The organism is Actinoplanes sp. M2I2 (genome assembly GCF_023544445.1).
Classification (GTDB): Bacteria; Actinomycetota; Actinomycetes; order Mycobacteriales; family Micromonosporaceae; genus Actinoplanes.
In genome coordinates this window covers 320,062-337,249 of sequence record NZ_JALPVJ010000002.1, presented here as the reverse complement: position 1 = coordinate 337,249, position 17,188 = coordinate 320,062, and the positions used below count along the sequence as shown (strand labels likewise).

The 17,188-nt window shown below is 71.4% G+C and carries 19 protein-coding genes and 1 pseudogene; 10 read left to right on the top strand and 10 right to left on the bottom strand.

Annotation, left to right across the window (positions count from 1 at the left end; translation table 11 throughout):
* Positions 1-44: 44 nt before the first annotated feature.
* Positions 45-1,150, top strand: a pseudogene (locus HJC40_RS05330) (M20/M25/M40 family metallo-hydrolase).
* Between the two features lie 26 nt (positions 1,151-1,176).
* On the opposite strand, the gene HJC40_RS05325 reads toward HJC40_RS05330, so the two are convergent.
* Complete coding sequence (locus HJC40_RS05325; RefSeq protein WP_249998600.1) at positions 1,177-1,554, bottom strand: DUF2795 domain-containing protein; 378 nt, start codon at positions 1,552-1,554, stop codon at positions 1,177-1,179.
* 105 nt (positions 1,555-1,659) lie between these two features.
* Between HJC40_RS05325 and HJC40_RS05320 the strand changes: the two genes are divergently transcribed.
* A complete protein-coding gene (locus HJC40_RS05320; RefSeq protein ID WP_249998599.1) occupies positions 1,660-2,106 on the top strand; it encodes a hypothetical protein in 447 nt (148 codons plus the stop codon).
* A gap of 33 nt (positions 2,107-2,139) precedes the next feature.
* Here HJC40_RS05320 and HJC40_RS05315 read toward each other — a convergent pair whose 3' ends face one another.
* Positions 2,140-2,640 (bottom strand): MarR family winged helix-turn-helix transcriptional regulator, encoded by a 501-nt coding sequence (locus tag HJC40_RS05315; RefSeq protein WP_249998598.1) that lies wholly within the window; start codon positions 2,638-2,640, stop codon positions 2,140-2,142.
* 94 nt (positions 2,641-2,734) lie between these two features.
* Here HJC40_RS05315 and HJC40_RS05310 point away from each other — a divergent pair, with 94 nt between their 5' ends.
* Positions 2,735-3,148, top strand: a complete 414-nt coding sequence (locus tag HJC40_RS05310) for a Rid family hydrolase (protein ID WP_249998597.1) — start codon at positions 2,735-2,737, stop codon at positions 3,146-3,148.
* Positions 3,149-3,390: 242 nt separating this feature from the next.
* On the top strand, positions 3,391-4,257 hold the full coding sequence (locus HJC40_RS05305; protein WP_249998596.1) for an alpha/beta fold hydrolase: 867 nt from the start codon (positions 3,391-3,393) through the stop codon (positions 4,255-4,257).
* 16 nt (positions 4,258-4,273) lie between these two features.
* Here HJC40_RS05305 and HJC40_RS05300 read toward each other — a convergent pair whose 3' ends face one another.
* From HJC40_RS05300 to HJC40_RS05275, 6 genes are all read right to left on the bottom strand, one after another.
* Positions 4,274-5,143: a helix-turn-helix transcriptional regulator gene (locus HJC40_RS05300; RefSeq protein WP_249998595.1), complete on the bottom strand. Its 870-nt coding sequence runs from the start codon at positions 5,141-5,143 to the stop codon at positions 4,274-4,276.
* A gap of 219 nt (positions 5,144-5,362) precedes the next feature.
* Positions 5,363-6,073, bottom strand: coding sequence for a helix-turn-helix transcriptional regulator (locus HJC40_RS05295; RefSeq protein WP_249998594.1), 711 nt, complete (start codon positions 6,071-6,073; stop codon positions 5,363-5,365).
* 136 nt (positions 6,074-6,209) lie between these two features.
* Positions 6,210-6,875 carry a response regulator transcription factor gene (locus tag HJC40_RS05290; protein ID WP_249998593.1) on the bottom strand — a complete coding sequence of 222 codons (666 nt, stop codon included), beginning with the start codon at positions 6,873-6,875 and terminating at the stop codon, positions 6,210-6,212.
* Positions 6,862-8,367, bottom strand: a complete 1,506-nt coding sequence (locus tag HJC40_RS05285) for a sensor histidine kinase (RefSeq protein WP_249998592.1) — start codon at positions 8,365-8,367, stop codon at positions 6,862-6,864. Before HJC40_RS05285 ends, HJC40_RS05290 begins: the two co-directional genes overlap by 14 nt.
* Positions 8,368-8,372: 5 nt before the next feature.
* Positions 8,373-8,747 (bottom strand): hypothetical protein, encoded by a 375-nt coding sequence (locus tag HJC40_RS05280; RefSeq protein WP_249998591.1) that lies wholly within the window; start codon positions 8,745-8,747, stop codon positions 8,373-8,375.
* A 123-nt stretch (positions 8,748-8,870) separates the two neighbouring features.
* Entirely contained in the window at positions 8,871-9,431 is a 561-nt protein-coding gene (locus HJC40_RS05275; RefSeq protein ID WP_249998590.1) for a hypothetical protein, read from the bottom strand.
* Between the two features lie 102 nt (positions 9,432-9,533).
* On the opposite strand from HJC40_RS05275, the gene HJC40_RS05270 reads away from it, so the two are divergent.
* The 6 genes from HJC40_RS05270 to HJC40_RS05245 all read left to right on the top strand — a co-directional run bounded on the left by HJC40_RS05270 (position 9,534) and on the right by HJC40_RS05245 (position 16,082).
* Positions 9,534-10,214 carry a response regulator transcription factor gene (locus HJC40_RS05270; RefSeq protein ID WP_249998589.1) on the top strand — a complete coding sequence of 227 codons (681 nt, stop codon included), beginning with the start codon at positions 9,534-9,536 and terminating at the stop codon, positions 10,212-10,214.
* Positions 10,214-11,989, top strand: coding sequence for a cell wall metabolism sensor histidine kinase WalK (locus HJC40_RS05265; RefSeq protein WP_249998588.1), 1,776 nt, complete (start codon positions 10,214-10,216; stop codon positions 11,987-11,989). The genes HJC40_RS05270 and HJC40_RS05265 overlap by 1 nt, the downstream gene beginning before the upstream one ends.
* A gap of 438 nt (positions 11,990-12,427) precedes the next feature.
* Entirely contained in the window at positions 12,428-13,627 is a 1,200-nt protein-coding gene (locus HJC40_RS05260; RefSeq protein WP_249998587.1) for an efflux RND transporter periplasmic adaptor subunit, read from the top strand.
* On the top strand, positions 13,624-14,307 hold the full coding sequence (locus HJC40_RS05255; protein WP_249998586.1) for an ABC transporter ATP-binding protein: 684 nt from the start codon (positions 13,624-13,626) through the stop codon (positions 14,305-14,307). The genes HJC40_RS05260 and HJC40_RS05255 overlap by 4 nt, the downstream gene beginning before the upstream one ends.
* Positions 14,304-15,467, top strand: a complete 1,164-nt coding sequence (locus tag HJC40_RS05250) for an ABC transporter permease (RefSeq protein ID WP_249998585.1) — start codon at positions 14,304-14,306, stop codon at positions 15,465-15,467. The genes HJC40_RS05255 and HJC40_RS05250 overlap by 4 nt, the downstream gene beginning before the upstream one ends.
* Positions 15,468-15,533: 66 nt before the next feature.
* On the top strand, positions 15,534-16,082 hold the full coding sequence (locus tag HJC40_RS05245; protein WP_249998584.1) for an FxsA family protein: 549 nt from the start codon (positions 15,534-15,536) through the stop codon (positions 16,080-16,082).
* On the opposite strand, the gene HJC40_RS05240 is transcribed toward HJC40_RS05245, so the two are convergent.
* Together HJC40_RS05240 and HJC40_RS05235 are read right to left on the bottom strand one after the other, a co-directional pair.
* Positions 16,060-16,632 carry a hypothetical protein gene (locus HJC40_RS05240; RefSeq protein WP_249998583.1) on the bottom strand — a complete coding sequence of 191 codons (573 nt, stop codon included), beginning with the start codon at positions 16,630-16,632 and terminating at the stop codon, positions 16,060-16,062. The genes HJC40_RS05245 and HJC40_RS05240 overlap by 23 nt on opposite strands.
* Entirely contained in the window at positions 16,623-17,153 is a 531-nt protein-coding gene (locus tag HJC40_RS05235) for a hypothetical protein (protein WP_249998582.1), read from the bottom strand. Before HJC40_RS05235 ends, HJC40_RS05240 begins: the two co-directional genes overlap by 10 nt.
* Positions 17,154-17,188: the final 35 nt, after the last annotated feature.

Here is a 17,188-nt window from a genome sequence, read left to right as displayed (position 1 = left end):
CGTCCGCAGCAGTTGCCACCGTTCGATCGATCCGAGGGGACGCCATGAGGACGTGGTCCGACGACGAGCTGCGCGCGGCGGTCGAGCGGGAGATGCCCGGGGTCCGGGCCGACCTCGAACGCCTGATCCGGATCCCGGGAATTGCCTTCGACGGCTTCGACCACTCGCACGTCGAGCGGTCCGCCGCGGCCGTCGCCGGGCTGATGCGCGGCTGCGGGCTACAGACCACGGTCGTACGCTCCGGCGGTCAACCGGCCGTCCTCGGGCAGCGGGCGGCGCCGCCCGGCGCGCCCACCGTCCTGCTTTACGCGCACCACGACGTCCAGCCGGCCGGTGATCCGACGCTGTGGGACGGTGACCCGTTCGAGCCGGTCGAACGCGACGGGCGGCTCTACGGGCGGGGCGCGGCCGACGACAAGGCCGGCGTGCTCGCCCATGTCGCCGCGCTGCGGGCCCTGGGCGACGACGTCCCGGTCGGCATCGTCTGCTTCGTCGAGGGCGAGGAGGAGTACGGCTCGGCTTCCCTCGACCGGCTCCTGACCGAGCACGCCGACCGGCTGCGGGCCGACGTGATCGTCGTCGCCGACTCCGACAACTGGGACATCGGGCGACCCGCCCTGACGACGTCGCTACTCGGTCTGGTCAGCTGTTTCGTCGAGGTCCGCACGGTACGCGACGCCGCGCCCAGCCGCCTGCTCGGCCGCCCGGCGCCGGACGCGCTGACCGTGCTGGCCCGCCTGCTGAGCACCCTGCACGACGCCGGCGGCGAGGTCGCCGTGGACGGGCTCGCCGGCCGCGAGGACACCACGGTCGACTATCCGGAGGGCCCTGGGGAGCGCGCCTCGAGGTGACGCTGGAAAGCGCCGGCGCGCCATGCGTCCTGGACACGACGGGACCGGCGTACGACGCGGCCCGCGCCGCCTGCACCGCGGCCTGGGACGGCGTCGCCCCGGTCGAGGTCGGCATCGGCGGCTCGATACCGTGCGTCGCCACCTTCCAGCGGCGGTATCCCGAGGCGGCGATCCTGGTCACCGGCATCGAGGATCCGCACTGCGCCGCGCACGGACCGAACGAGAGCCTGCACCTCGGCGAGTTCACCCGAACCTGCCTCGCCGAGGCGCTGCTCCTGCGCAACCTGGCCGCGCGGTAGGCGTCACGCCTCGGCGGCGGCCGCGATCATCGGGGTGAACGCTCGGCCGAGCCCCGCCCGAGGGCGGCCCAGATCTCGGTGACGGTGTGGAAGACGACGCCGTCCGGCAGCCGATCCAGGTCGTCGAGCACGTCGTCCGGCGCCCCGAGGGTCTCGGCGCCCTGACGCAGGGCTTCGCGATCCCCGGGCATGCTGGACAGCCCGATGTACCGCCCGAACCGGCTGAGATCGTTGCGCTCGTCGACGTCCGGCACCCGGGTCACCTCGGGCTGATCCTCCCCGGCCGGCTCGGGTGTCTTCCAGTCCTCGACCCGGCTGCCGGCGATGCCCTGAACGTTGCCGCGCACCTCCTGCTTCATCTCTTCGTCGAGACGCGTGCCGTGTTTGCTGCTACCTCTCTCCATGCCCGCCGACTCCCCCCGCCGGGCCGGAATAAACCGGCCATGCCGGACAGCCTGGCCAGGAGGGGCGCCGGCGTGTAGCCGGGGAACCGCCGGGTACGCCGCGGCATGAACGAAACCCTGAAGGGCCTCGTGGCCGGCGCGGCCGGCGCGACCGCGCTCAACGCGGTCACCTACCTGGACATGGCGGTGCGGGCACGCCCGGCCAGCACGGCGGGCGAGGACAGCGTCGCCAAGCTCGCCGAACTGGCTCACGTGCCTCTGGGTGACGAGGATTCCGCCGGCAACCGCAAGAGCGGCCTGGGCCCGCTGCTGGGCTACGCGACCTCGACCGCCGCGGCCGTCGCCTACACCGTGGCGGGCGGGCACCGGCTCCCCACCGCGACCTCGACCGCCGCGCTGACCGTGCTGGGCATGCTGGCCTCGAGCGGGCCCATGACGGCCCTGCACGTCACCGACCCGCGCACCTGGAAGGCGGCGGACTGGGTCAGCGACCTGATCCCCCATCTGGCGTACGGCTGGGTCACCGCGGTCACCCTGCGGGCCCTGCGCTGATCGCCGGTTCAATCCTGGTCGACGGGCGCCGGTTCAATCCTGGTCGACGGGTCGTACCCGCAGCTTGGCCGCTATCCGGGCCAGCGCCCGCTGGTCGGTGACGCTGAGATGGTCGAGCACGACCTGCCGCACCGCGCGCACATGGGTCGGCGCGGCCGCGACGACCACGTCGTAGCCGGCGTCGGTGAGAGCGGCGAGAGTGCACCGGCCGTCGTCGGGGTCGGGTGAGCGCACCACCCAGCCGCGCTGCTCGAAGCGCCGGACGACGTTGGACAACCGGGAGAGCGAGCCGTTGGTCAGATAGGCCAGCTCGGTCATCCGCAGCCGGCGGCCGGGAGCGTCCGAGATGTGGCTGAGCGTCAGATACTCGTAGAGCGTGATGCCGGCCGCGTGCTGCAGCGGAGACTCCAGCCGCCCGGGCACGAGCAGGATCATCGAGATCAGCCCGGTCCAGGCTTCCTTTTCCGCGGGAGTCAGCCAGAGCGCCTCGCCAGGGTCGTCCACACCGTGGCCGGGGCTCTCGGTGGTCGTCATGACAATCACCATACTCGTCCCTCATTACTTCACGCGTGACGTATCCCGGTGTACGTTTCACTTCACACATGAAGCTTTGAGAGAGGGGATCGGGATGACCGAGCCGACGTTCCACGCCACTCCGGGGTACGGCGACACGCAACTGGCCAACCTGCACTACAACCAGGCGGTGCGGGTCGGCAACCGCGTCGAGACGTCCGGACAGGGTGGCTGGCACGACGACTTCACGTTCCCCGGCACCCTCGACGAGGAGATCACGCAGGCCTTCGACAATCTCGGGCGGACCCTGGCCCAGGCCGGCGCCACCTGGGGTGACGTCATCTCGGTGGACTCGTATCACGTTCTCGGCGCGGACGGCTTCGAAGCGCACAACCGCGTCATGGTGGAGCAGTTCCGCAAGCGCATGGGTGACCGCGCGCCGATCTGGACCGAGCTCGGCGTCGCGGCGCTCGGTCACCCGGCCATGCGGGTGGAGATCCGGGTCACCGCCATCGTCGACGCCGCCTGACCGCCGACGATCGTCAGGCTCCAGTGCCGCTCGCGCCGTCACGGCGACCAGTTTCCAACGCAGACGCATGAATCTCCTCTGAGGAACGTCGATTCACAGAGGTAGATGCGAGCCGCGATCCGTTTGTGGCCTCCGTAGCCGGGAAGACCGGCCTTCCGAGACGCGCGCGGCTCGCGGCGGCTCCTCAGCCTCGTACTGTTGATGCGTGGTTGGCGATCCGGCCGGGCTCTACGTTTCTGGCCATGACCGACCTCACTCCGATCGTCCTGGTTCACGGGTTGTGGCACGGAAGCTGGTGCTGGAGCCCGGTGACCGGGTCTCTGGCCGCTCGTGGCGTACCCTCTCTCGCTGTCGATCTCGAAGGGCACGGCCTGAACGGGCGTTCCCTCGCGGCCCGCTGGGCCCGGCCGTTCGACCCGGCGGCCTTCGCGACCGAGCCGTCGCCGTCGGCCGCTGTGACCGCCTCATCGGCCGCGGCCTTGCTGGTCGAGCAGATCCGCCAGGCCGGCGGTGGGCGGCCGTGTGTGGTCGTCGCGCACAGCATGGGCGGGATCGTCGCCACCGCGGCGGCCGAACTGGCCCCCGAACTCTTCGCCGAGCTCATCTATGTGACGGCCTATGTCCCGGTGGCCGGCCTGTCCACCGCGGAGTACTTCTCCACGCCGGAGGCGGCCGAGGGGCAGGTGGGCGGACTTCTGGCCGCCGACCCGGCTGCCGTCGGCGCCCTGCGTATCGACGTCGGCGACCGATCCCGGCACGCTGCGATGCGCGAAGTCTTCTATCACGACGTCGACGAGCAGGTCGCCGACGCGGCCATCGGCCTGCTGAGCCCCGACGCCCCGGCCGGCATCGCCGGCGAGACGCTCACCGTCACCGCTGAGCGGTACGGATCGGTGCCGCACACCTACGTGCTGTGCAGCGAGGATCGCGTCGTGCCGCGCGCGCTGCAGACCCGGTTCGTCCGCGAGATCGACGCGGTGTCGGCCCGGCCCACCACGGTGGTCGCCTTCGCCACCTCGCACTCGCCGTTGTTGTCGGCGCCGGACGCGCTGGCCGACGTGATCGGTGCGGCCTACCGTTCCCGCCGGCCGGAGCGTGCCTCCGCCTGAAAGATCGGTGGGACCCTCAGCGCCCGGCCGGGGTAAGGCCCAGCGAGGTCACGAGCCGCGCCAGCCGCTCCGCGGCCGGGGTGCCCGGCACCGGGTGCAGCAACAGCATCCGCTGCCGGGAGAGCGGGCTCAGCGTCACCGTGCAGTCCAGGTCGAGCCGCCCGACCTGCTCGTGCACGACGCGCTTGGTGGCGCAGTGCAGGACCGAGACCTGATGCTCGTCCCACAGCTCGGCGAACCGGCGGCTGACCGAGCGAAGCTCCGCCACCAGCGCGGCGGCCCGGGGTTCGGCGTCCCGGCGACCGGCGACGGCGCGCAGGTCGGCCACGTACGCCCGGCTGGTCTGGTCGTGCTGGTCCTCCGGATCGAGGGTGAGCCGCCACTCCGGCGAGGTGAACCACAGCCAGACGACGTTGCCCGCCCAGCCCGGCCGGGTCAGGAACTCGCCGAACAGGGCGACGTTCAGAGCGTTCTGCGCCACGACCGTGCCGAGCTCGTCGGCGATGAAGCCCGGCGCGGTGTACGCGGCCGCGTTGAGGACCGCGAAAAGCGAGGGATCGACGTACCCCGCGGGCTCGGGCGCCACCGGCGCGGTCTGCCCGGTCAGCCGGTACAGGTGGTCGCGCTCGTCGGTGCTGAGCCGCAACGCCTGGGCCAGACTGCTCAGCATGGTCGCCGACGGTTGCGGACCCCGGCCCTGCTCGAGGCGCTCGTAGTAGACCGCCGACATGTTGGCCAGCTCGGCGACCTCGTCCCGGCGCAGCCCCGGCGTCCGGCGCCGCCCACCCGGCGGCAACCCGACCTCGGCCGGCGCGATCGACTCCCGGCGGCGCCGGAGGAAGTCACCGAGTTCGTGCCGCCACGTGGCGTGAGTCGCGCTGGTCACCCGCGAACGTTACAACACCGGCGCGACAACTCGAGCTTGCGAGTTTCGAGGCAGACGGTTCCGGATCTGAGGCATTCGGGCACCGGCAGTAAGTCCGCTGATTCCTGCGATTCGGTCGTAGGACAGCGACACCCACGGGGAGAACCATGGAACTGCAGGGAAGCTCGGCGTGGCCAAGGCGGCACAGTGGAGCCTGTCTCACCGGGGTGACCGTCTGCCTCAATCGGGCTGCTCCTGCTCGGCCTGGGTGTGGGCGCGGATGTACTGCGTCGGGGTCTGGCCGTAGAGCTTGCGGCAGACCCGGATCAGGTGGCTGCTGTCGGAGAAACCCCATCGGGCGGCCACCTCGATGACGCTGGGTCGTGGCACTGTCCCGATCAGTTCGGCCAGCGCGCTTTCGATCCGCCTCCGCCGTACGTACGTCATCAGGGTCTCCCCCTCGGCGCGGAACGCCCGTTGCAACGTTCGCTCGGAGACGCTCAGTCTCCTGGCCACCCAGACGGACGACAGGTGCGGATCGGTGAGTGCGCTCTCTGCCACTTGTCGTGCCTCACCGGCCAGGCTGATCGCCGTCGACGCCTCGAACCCGGCCGCGTCCTCGGCCAGAACGCCCTTGACCAGCTCGACGGCGGCGTCCGAGGCGGCCAGCAGGGCGGCCGGCGGCAGGTCGATGAGGACCGCCGAAACGGTCTCCAGGTGGGCGACGAGCAGGCGATGCGCCGCCCGCGTCGTGCAGTCGGTCCGGGCTCCGGGCGGGTTCGGCGCCCGGTCGTCGGACAGGACGAATCGATCCGCCGGGCCCGTCGGAGCCGGACCGCGGCCGTCGTTGCGACGGAAGGAACGCCACCCTCGGACCTGGCACAGACGCTCCACCTCCGAGAGAAAACCGTTCACTTCCTGATCGCGTGCTCCGGGCTCTTTCGGCGGCATGGCCGGCTCCTCGCGTTGCTGAACGGAACTGATCCAGTCTCGCGAAACAGAGACTTCCGAACGACCGTCCATCGACGGATCCTGTCCGCCTGCTCGTGATACGAAAGTGCCATCGGCCCGGGCCGGGACGCCCCGGTCAGGCCAGCAGACCCAGACGGTGGGCCAGCAGCGCCGCCTGCACCCGGTTCTCGCATTCCAGCTTGAGCAGCACCCGGCTCACGTGCGTCTTCACCGTGCTCTCGGAGATGCTCAGGCGCTGGCTGATCACCGTGTTGGACAACCCCTGGGCGAGCAGCCGGAGCACGTCGAGCTCGCGCCCGCTGAGCTGGTCGAGCCGGGCCTGGACGCCCTCGCCGGGCGGCTCCGGGCGCAACTGTTCCAGCCGCCGCACGGTCTGCCGGGTGACCGGTGGGGACAGGAACATCTGACCCGCCGCGGCCGCGCGGATGGCCGGTTCCAGTTCCTCGGCGGCCGAGCTCTTCAGGACGAATCCGGCTGCCCCGCCGGCCAGCGCCTCGTCGATGTAGTCCTCCTCACCGAATGTGGTGAGCATGACGACCGGCACCGTGGTGGCCCGGCGGATCTCCCGCAGCGCGGCCAGCCCGCTCAGCACCGGCATCTTGATGTCCAGCAGCACGACGCTCGGGCGGTGGCGGATGGCCAGATCGCGGGCCTGCACACCGTCGGCCGCCTCGGCCACGACCTCGACACCGGGCAGGGCGGCCAGGATGAGGCGGATGCCGCCGCGGGTCAGATCGTCGTCGTCGGCGATCAGGATCCGCAGCGGTTCACTGTCCGGCATCGTCGATCGGCTCCTTCGAGACCAGCGCCCCGTCGCGGAAGCAGAAACGGTACCCGCTCGACGACCGATCGCTGGACAGGCCCAGCTCACCGTTGTAGGTGACACAGCCCGGAGCAGGATCGACAGTCACCTGCGCCCAGTCGGGGTCGGGCAGCTTCTCCCGTACGGCGGCCTCGCTGTCACCGACGCGCACGCTGTCATAGGTTTCCTGGTCGACGCTGATGTGCAGCCAGAACGTCATGGCTCCCCCGGCACACAGCACCCCTACGGCCACCACTCCGGCCACGATCCCGCCGATCCAGGCCCGCCGGCGACGGTCCGCGCGGCGCAGAGCCTCCCCGACATCGTCCACCACGGCCGGGGCGGCCACCGCCGGCCACGGTTCGCGCGTCGGTGGGGCCGAGGCAGTCAGCGGCAGGGTGGCGGCGATCCGGAAGCCGCCGTCCGGCTCCGGCCCGTGGTAAAGCACCCCACCGGCCAGGCGGACCCGTTCGGCCAGCCCGTACAACCCCTGACCACCGGTGGGCCCGTCGTGCGGACGACCCGGACCGTTGACGACCTCGGCGATCACCGTGCCGTCCTCGTACCGCAGGGCGAGCCGGATGCGGCCACCGCGCGCGTGCTTGAGCGCGTTGGTGACGCCTTCCTGCAGCGTGCGGTAGGCCGCGTGCTCGACCATCACGGGCAGCTCGACCGGTTCACCCTCGCGGGCCAGCTCGATGTCGGCCCCGGCCGAGCGGGCGTCGGCGACCAGGTCGTCGGTGTGCGCCAGGCCGGCCCGCTGCGGGTCGACCGGTGACTCGTCGCGCAGGACGTCGAGGATCAGCCGCAACTCGTCGATGGCCGACCGGGACGTGGTGTGCAACAGCCCGAGCGTCTCGCCGTCCGGCTTGCCCCCGGCTTCCAGCGCCCCGGCGTACAGGGTCAGGAGGGTCAGCCGGTGCCCGAGCGAGTCGTGCATCTCCCGGGCGATCCGGTGCGCCTCGCGGACCCGGGCCTGCTCGGCGATGACCCGCTGCTGACCGGCCAGGTGCACGGTCCGTTCGTGCAGCAGGACGAGGATCTCCTGACGCTGGGCCGACATCCGGGCGACGACGGCCGGCAGGATCGCGAAGACCACGAAGATCCCGGCCTGGAACGCGAGCCCGGTGATGCCTCCGGAGTTGTGCAGCCAGGAGCCGGTCACGTACAGGACCGCGGTGGCGGCGAGGACCGCGCTGAGCCGGCCCGGGCGCAACCGGTAGCCGGCCGACCAGCTCAGCACGACCAGGGCCAGTCCGTCCGGCCGGCCGGTGGCCAGCAGGACGGCGGCGAAGACGAGCAGCGCGGCGGCCGGGTACTTCCGCCGCGCTGCGACCAGCGCCAGGTCGAGGCCGGCGAGCGCGGCGACGGCAGCGGGCGGCAGACCGACCAGCAGACCGATGGCGGCGATGCTGCCGGCGACGAGCAGTGCCAGCGTCACCTCGTAGGCCTTGCGCGTCGTCGAACTCAACTCTCTCAGCCCTCGGCCATGATCTTCTTTTTCTCGGTGAGCTCGCCGCCGGTGAAGCAGAAACGGTACATCGGTCCGCCCTCGGCCTCGCTGAGCGAGCTCACCGGGTGGTAACTGCAGGCCGCGTCGGCCGGCCGGCCCTCCCGCGTGGTGTCTGTGCCGTAGAGATCCTTTTCCTCGACGTCGAGCGGCTTGGGCAGCGCGCGACGGACCTCATCCTCGGGCTGACCGATCCGCTGGGCCTCGAACTGCTCGGGGGTCACAGCGGAGCCGAGGTAGTCCTTCCCGGCGTCGACGGTCTGGTAGATGATCGCACCTCCGCCGCCGCACACCAACAGGGCAGCGATGCCGGTGACTGCAAGCACAGCCTTCTTGCTCATGACCAGTTCCTCCTCGCGTTGCTGAACCCAACACGTCCAGACTCGCGAAAACGAAGCCCCCGAACGACCGCCCATCGACGGATCTTCACAGCCCGCCACCGGTACGAAAGTGCCATCCCGGCCCTACTGCGCGAACGCCTCGCGCTCGCACGCCTTCCACTGGGGGGAACCCGCGTCACCGTTCGGGCCGATCGCGGTGAGGCCGAACTCGCCGGTCGTCGGGTCCGGATCAGTCAGCTTGTAACCCTCCCGCTTGGCACACTGGTAGAACTCACGCTGGTTGTCCTTGAACGCCGACAGGTCTGTGCGCTTGATGTTGTCCTGCAATGACTCGGGCATCTTGGACAGGCAGGCCTTGATGGCCGGATCGGTCTCGTCGGCGCCCTTGAAGAAGATCTGCCAGGTGCTCTCGTCCTTGAACCGGGAGCCGTCCTCCTTCCGCAGGCAGGCAACCCACGGTTGAGCCATCGCCTTGATGTCCTCGTCGGTGGCGTCGATCGGCACGATCGGACGCTCGCTCCTGGGTTTGGCGGGGGCCACGCTGGTCGGAGCGGCCGCGCTCTGCAGCGACGCCACCGCCGGAGCATCCGCCTCCTTCTCGGCGCCGGAACAACCGGCCAGCACGAACAGCAGACTCAAGGCCACAACACTTCCTCCGGTACGAAACATGCGGGGCACCATCACAGACGAATGTGAGGAGATGGTTAGCGGCCACCGCGGCCCCGCAATATGAGGAACCTGTTAGGTTTCGCGCCGGTACGGCGATCGGCTCCTATAGTCGTCGCCGTGGGCGCATATCTGCTGGTCGCCGAGGACGACTGGGGCCAGGCCGAGGTACTGCGCCGTTATCTGGTCGCCGAGGGTCACGAGACGGTGGTGGTGCACGACGGCCGCGCCGCGCTGGCCGAGGTCCGCCGGCGCGCCCCGGATCTGCTCGTGCTGGACGTGATGATGCCCGGTCTCGACGGCCTGAGCCTGTGCCGGATCCTGCGGCGGGAGTCCGACGTCCCGATCCTCATGCTCACCGCCCGATCGAGCGAGGACGACCTGCTGACCGGGCTGGACCTGGGGGCCGACGACTACCTCACCAAGCCGTACAGTCCCCGGGAGCTGCTGGCGCGCACCCGGGCGCTGCTGCGGCGCAGCCGGGGAGGCACCGGGTCGCTGACCGTCGGCCGGCTCACCGTCGACCCGGCCCGCCACGAGGTGACGGCCGACGGGAAGCCGGTGGACTGCACCCCCGGCGAGTTCGCCATCCTCGCGGCGATGGCGGCCCAGCCCGACCGGGTCTTCACCCGCGCCCAGCTGTTGCAGCACACCAACGGGGTGGAACGCGACTCGATCGAGCGCAGCATCGACGTGCACGTCCTCAACCTGCGGCGCAAGATCGAGCCGAACCCGCGCCGGCCGTCCCGGCTGGTCACCGTGTACGGCCTCGGCTACAAACTCACCGCCGCGACGGGCTGATGGACGGCGTCCCGCTGCACCGGAGCCTCATCTTCCGGCTGCTGATCGCCTCGCTGACCATCGCGGTGGTCGCGGTCGTGGCGACCTCGTGGATCGCCTCGCAGTCCACCTCCCGCAGCATCCAGCAGCAGCTCGGCCAGTCGTTGAGCGACGACAAGAGCGTCTACGACGAACTGCTCGGCTACGCCGCGACCCACCGCGACTGGTCCGGGGTGGGGCCGCTGGTCACCTCGCTGGCGACCAAGCTCAACCGCCGGATCACCCTGCTGACCGAGAGCCGGCAGATCATCGCCGACTCCCAGCCCGGGGCGGCGCTGCGGACCGCCCGGCCGGCCGCCACTGTCGATCCCCTCGCCGTCGACCTTTCGATCACCGGGGGCGCCGACCGCATCGATCCCCGCGTCGTCGGCCCGTACCGTCTGCCGGCGGCCGAACAGAAGAAGCTGCGCGACGGGCTGAACGAGTCTCTCGAATGCCTTCGCCGGACCGGATTCGAGCCGCAGGTCGTCATCGGGCCGCACAACCGCAACCGGCTGGTCGTCACCAGCGTCGGCAAGTCCACCTCTGTTTGCGGTCTCGTGCCGGCCCCCACCCCGTCCGAGGTCCGGCCGCTGACGGCGCTGCGCAAGCTGATCGCCTCGTGCGCCAAGGAGAAGGACGTCAACGAAGTGGTCCTTCAGCCGGACCTCAGGGTCGAAGTCCTGGAAATCAACTCGTACACGGGCCTGCCCGACCCGAAACGCAGCGCCCGGGCGGCGGCCTGCCTGGACAAGGCCCGCCGGGCACAACTCGAACCGTACGTCCCGCCGGCCGCCCTGCTGTTCGTCACCGACCCCGCCGATTCCACCGCACCGGACGTCCTGCCGTTCACCCGGGCGAACCTGATCCGGACCGGGGCTGCCACTGCCGTCGTGCTCATCCTCGCGGTCCTGGTCACCATCGTGGTCGGGCTCCGTCTCGTCCGGCCGCTGCGGGTTCTGACCGAGGCCGCCCGGCGGCCCTCCGGCAACCTTCGCGTCGCCATCACCGGCCGGGATGAGATCGGCTACCTGGCGACGGCCCTGAACGAGCTGTCCGAGCGGCGGGAGCAGGCCGAGTCGCAACGGCAGGCGATGGTCAGCGACGTGGCGCACGAGCTGCGCAACCCGCTGACCAACATCCGCAGCTGGCTGGAGGCTGTCCAGGACGGTCTGGCCACCGTGGACAGCCGGCTGCTGACCCTGTTGCACGACGAGACCATCCAGCTGCAGCACATCGTCGACGACCTGCGCGACCTCGCCGCGGCCGACGCCGGGACCCTCCGGATGCATCCGGAGCCGGTCTACGTCAACGACTCGGTCACGCAGGTCCTCGACGCCCACCGGCCGCACGCCGCGGCGGCCCAGGTGCGGCTCCGCGCCGAGCCGGCCGGCGATCCCGTCATCGGCGCGGATCCCCTGCGGCTGCGTCAGATGATCGGCAACCTGCTGTCCAACGCCATCCGGTACAGCCCGCCCGGCAGCTCGGTCACCGTCCGGACCGGGGTCACCGGCGACCGGCTCACCATCGCCGTCGCGGACACCGGCGTCGGCATCGCCCCGGATGATCTGGACCGGGTCTTCGACCGCTTCTGGCGGGCCGACAGCTCGCGTACCCGCGCCACCGGCGGCAGCGGCCTCGGTCTGCCCATCGCCCGCCAGATCGCCGAGGCCCACGGCGGCGACATCAGCGTCATCAGCACTCCCGGCGAGGGCACCACCTTCACCGTCACGCTGCCTACCGGACCACAGGTTTGAGGGGTGCGGCAGGCCCGCATCGCCTCGGCGACCTCGTTGTAGAGGCGGCGAGATCCGCCGTTCCGCCGGACCGGCCCCAGGAGTCGGTGGCGATGTTGAGACACGCGAGCGTCCCGGCCAGCTTGGCCCTGGGCCTGCAGCCGCCGCTTACCGGGATCGCGGACATCGCCGAGGTGCTGCTCGACGGGCTCGGTGAGGTCGAGGGGTGCGATGTCGACGCCCAACATGGCGGTCTACGGCGCGGCCAAGGCCTTCGTCCTCTCCTTCACCGAGGCGCTCTGGCAGGAGTCACTCGGCACCGGCGCCGCGTCGTCCTGATGCTGGGCGCCATGACGAAATCCAATCCGAGCGCGAAGGCGAACGCCAGGGCGAAGGCGAAGGCGAACTGACCGGACGGGTCTTAACAGGTTCCTGATCTCGACCCCTCATCATCGCCGCATGAAAAGCCGACGCCTTATCGTCTATGCCGCGGCGGTCCTGACGGTGGCCGGCGCGGCCGGTGCCGGGGCCTGGGCGTGGGGCCGTGACTCCGGCGGCGCCCCGGCCGCGCCGACGACGGCGACCGCAACCGCCGAGGTCGTTCGGCAGGACCTGTCGACCGGTGTGTCGCTGACCGGCAAGCTGGGTTACGGCACCGCCCGCCCGGTGAAGGGCAGCCGTCCGGGCATCGTCACCTGGCTCCCGTCCCCCGGCGCGACCGTGCGCCGGGGGGCCGCGCTCTACCGCGTCGACGACGAGCCGGTGCCGGTCTTCTACGGCAGCATCCCGCTCTTCCGGACGCTGGACCAGCCCAACACCGTCGGACGGGACGTCCGCGTGGTGGCCGACAACCTCAAGGCGATGGGCTACTCGGTGGGCCGCCGCTACCAGCCCGGCGACCGGGTCCGGCAGGTGTCGCCCGCGGCTGAGGAGGGCGCGCCGACTCCCGCGCCCACCGGCGATCAGGAAGCGGGCGCCACGCGGGCCCCGACCACGCCGGCCCCGACCGCGCCGGCCACGCGGACCACCTGGGTCGAGGTTCGCCGGGGCGACGACGTGCTCACTCCGGCGCTCGTCCGGGCGATCAAGCGGTGGCAGAAGGACGCCGGGCTGCCGGCCTCGGGGTCTCTCGGCATCGGCGAGGTCGCGGTGCTCGCGGGCGCGGTGCGGGTGGAGAGCACGGCCGTACAGGTGGGAGACAGCGCCGAGGCCGCGCTGCTGGCGGTCACCCCGACGACCAAGGTGATCACCGTCGAGGCCGAGCCGGCCGAGGCCGACGGTCTGCGGCGCGGGGACAAGGTCGAGGTCCGGCTGCCGGACGGGCAGACCGGGCCGGGGAAGGTCAGCGTGGTCTCGACCGCCGTGACCACCGACCCGAACGTTCCACCGAAACTCACCGTGACCGTCACCCTGGACGATGCCGCCAAGGCAGCCCGGCTGGACGCCGCGCCGGTCGAGGTGGTGTTCGCCGGCGACACCCGCAAGGACGTGCTGGCCGTACCGGTCGGGGCGCTGATCGCGCTGGCCGAGGGCGGTTATGCCGTCCAGATCGCCGGCGGCGGCCTGCTGGCGGTCGAGACCGGCCTGTTCGCCGGCGGGCTGGTCGAGGTCAGCGGCGAGGGCCTGGCCGAGGGCACCAGCGTGGTGACCACCTCATGACGATCGTCGGCGCCGTGCCGGTGCTGGCCGTACGGGACGTCAGCATGGTCTATCCGGGCGGCGTCACCGCCCTCGACCACGTCTCGCTGACCGTGCGCGAAGGCGACCTGCTGGGCATCGTCGGCCCGTCCGGATCTGGCAAGTCCACACTGCTCAACGTCATGGGCACCCTCGACCGCCCGACGTCGGGCACCGTGCTGGTCGGCGGGGACGACGTCGCCGCCCTCTCCGACCGGCAGCTGTCCGAGATGCGGGGCCGGCGGCTCGGCTTCGTGTTCCAGCAGTTCCACCTCAGCAACGCGCTGACCGCGGCCGAGAACGTCGCCACGGGCCTGCTCTACGCCGGTGTGCCGCGGCGGCAGCGACGGCCGATGGCGTTGGAGGCCCTGGCCCGGGTCGGTCTGGCCCACCGGGTCGACCACCGTCCCCAGCAGCTCTCGGGCGGTGAACGGCAACGCGTGGCGATCGCCCGCGCGGTCGTCAACGGCCCGGCGCTGGTGCTGGCCGACGAGCCCACCGGCGCGCTCGACACCCGTACCGGTCAGGCCGTTCTCGACCTTCTGCGCCGGTTGAACGCGGAGGGCGCCTCGATCGCGATCATCACCCACGACCGGGACATCGCCGCCGCCCTGCCGCGCCGGGTCGAGATCCGGGACGGGCGACTGGTGGCCGACCGATGAGACTCAAGCCGCTGGACCTGCTCGAACTGGGCCTGCTCGGCGTCCGCACCCGGCGCCTGCGGGCCGCCCTGTCGGCCCTGGGCATCGCGATCGGCATCGCCACGATGGTGGTGGTGACCGGCATCCCGGCGTCCAGCGGGGCCGCCCTGGAACGCGAGCTCGCGGCCCTCGGCGCCGACATGCTGCAGATCGTGCCCACCCAGCAGGACCCGCCGGCCGTCTTCCCGGCCGCGTCGGTGGGCATGGTCCGGCGGATCGGCCCGGTGACCGCGGTGAGCGCGGTGGCCGGCACCAGCGCCGTGGTGCGCCGCTCGGACCGGGTCGACGCGGCCGACGGCTCCGGCCTGACCGTACGGGCGACCCAGCCTGATCTGCTCGACGTGCTCAACGGCCGGGTCCGCCTCGGACACTGGCTCACCCCGGCCGAACAACACTTCCCGGCGGTGGTGCTGGGCTCGGTGGCCGCGACGCGGTTGGGCTTCGACGCCCCGGGCCAGCAGGTGATCATCGGCAAGCAGTGGTTCACGGTGGTCGGCATCCTGGACCCGATCCCGCTGTCCCCCGACATCGACCGGTCCGTGCTGATCGGCTGGGAAACGGCGCGGACGGTCCTGGGTTTCGCCGGCAACCCCACGATCATTTACGTACGGGTTCGCGAGTCCGCGGTGGAGGCGGTCCGCGAGGTGCTGCCGGCGACCGTCCACCCGGAACAGCCGAGCCAGGTCAGCGTCACCCGGCCCTCGGACGCCCTGGCCGCCAAGCGTGCCACCGAGTCGACCTTCTCCGTCCTCATGCTCGGCCTGGCCGCCGTGGCGCTGCTGGTCGGCGGGGTCGGCGTGGCCAACACCATGGTGATCTCGGTGCTCGAACGCCGTTCCGAGATAGGCCTGCGCCGGGCCCTGGGCAGCAGCCGCGGTCAGATCCGGGCCCAGTTCCTCACCGAGGCGATCGTCCTGTCGGCCCTGGGCGGGGCCGCCGGCACCGCGTTCGGGCTGGTCCTCACGGCCGCCTACGCCGCCCGTCAAGGGTGGCCGCTGGTCGTGCCGCTGCCGGCGTTGCTGGCCGGGCTGGCCGGATCGGTGGTCGTGGGCATCGTGGCCGGCGTCTATCCGTCGATTCACGCCTCCCGGCTGACGCCCACCGAGGCACTCGCATCGTGATCGGTACCGATACGGCGACGCGGCCGGCAGTAATCTGTCGGCCGGTACGGGACATCGGAGGTCGAGGTGCACGGTCGTGATGCGGCGTTGTTGCCCACGCTGCGGAGAAGAAGGTGGACACGACCGGCCGCGGTGACTCTGGCGGTGCTCACCGTGCTCGAGGTGGCGACCTTCATCGAGGTCGTCCGGACGATCGGCGCGGTCTGGGCGGTCCTGCTGCTGGTCTTGTGCAGCACGGCCGGGGCCTGGCTGCTACGCCGGGCGATCGCCCGCAACAGGGACCGGTTGCGCGCCCGGGCCGATCAGGATCAGCCTCTGGGCGCGGCGTTCAGTGACACCGTGGTGGGGCTGTTCGGCGCGGCGCTGCTGGCGCTGCCCGGCTTCTTCACCGCCGTGCTCGGCCTGGTGCTGCTGCTCCCGCCCAGCCGCCTGTTCATCCGGCGTCTGGTGGAACGCTCGGCCGAGCAGCAGGACGGGGAGCCGGCCGTCGACGACCTGTTCGGCCCGCGCCGCGTCCGGGTGCGCACCGGCAAGGCCGCCGACGTTCACTCGCCGCGCCGCGAGCTGGGCGATGCGGTCGAGGGCGAGGTCGTCAGCTCTTCGGGTACCGCTTGAGCCGGTCGGCGAACGCCTCGCGCAGGCACTCGTCCCGGTCGTCGATGGCGGCGGTCTCCTGACCCATGCTGGGGTAGGCGATGACAGCCGGGGTCTTCGACGTGTCCAGCCGCGCCTTGTGGCCCTTGCTCTTCAGACAGGTCACCGCGTCGCGCAGACGATCCGCGTACTCCGGGTTGGTCCGCGCCTCCCGATCGATCCAGAACTCCGGCTCCTTGATCGCGCAGGTCTTGTAGGCGGCCTGGTAACGCGGCTCCTTCCGCGCGGTCTTCGACTCTCCTATGGCCGTGTCGAGCGGCACGCCGTTGTCCCGGAGGCAATAGACCCAGGCCGTTTCCAGCCGGCCGATGGCATCCACGTTGTCGTCCACCGGGATGACCGGCCGCTCGGCCGCCGGCGTCGGCGCCGAACTGGGCGGTGCGGCCGCCGTCGACTGCAGGGTCGCCACGTCGGGCGCCCGGGTTGCCGGTTCCGGGGTGCTGCCGCAGGCTCCGAGCGCCAGGGTGCCGCAGATCGCCAGCACCGTACCGGTGTGAAGTGTCATTCGCATGCGGACACTATCGAGGGCGAATGTTTGTTCTGTTTTAGGACGACCGAGATCGACTCCATCACCCGGTGTAGACGGCACGACCGGTGAGCAGCGCGAGGATGTCGTGCTCCCGGGAGCCGGGCGACCAGGCCGGTCAGCGCGGCGTCGTGCGGGTGGCGCCCGACCTCGGTGCGGAGCACGGCCACGGCGTAGTCTGCGAAGCCGGGCCAGTCGGGCCAGAACCGCCGCGCCTCGGCTTCGCGCAGGAACGTGAAACGTGCGGAGTTGGGTGGCTCGGCCTGGTCGTCGAAGAGCGGGGAGTACAGAACACGGCCCAGCGGGTTCGCCGCGAGGATGTCCAGCCGGTTGTTGAAGACGTAGGCGGGCAGGTCGGTGAGGCCTTCGAGAAGGCGGTGGATCCCCGGGCGCACGGTGTCGTGCGAGGTCGGGGCCGGCTCCGCGCGGCGCCCGGGTTCCGTCGTCCGCACCAGCTGACGCAGGTGGGAGCGCTCGGCGTCGTCGAGACGCACGGCGGTGGCCACGGCGTCGAGGATGCCGGGCGAGACGCGTCCTATGT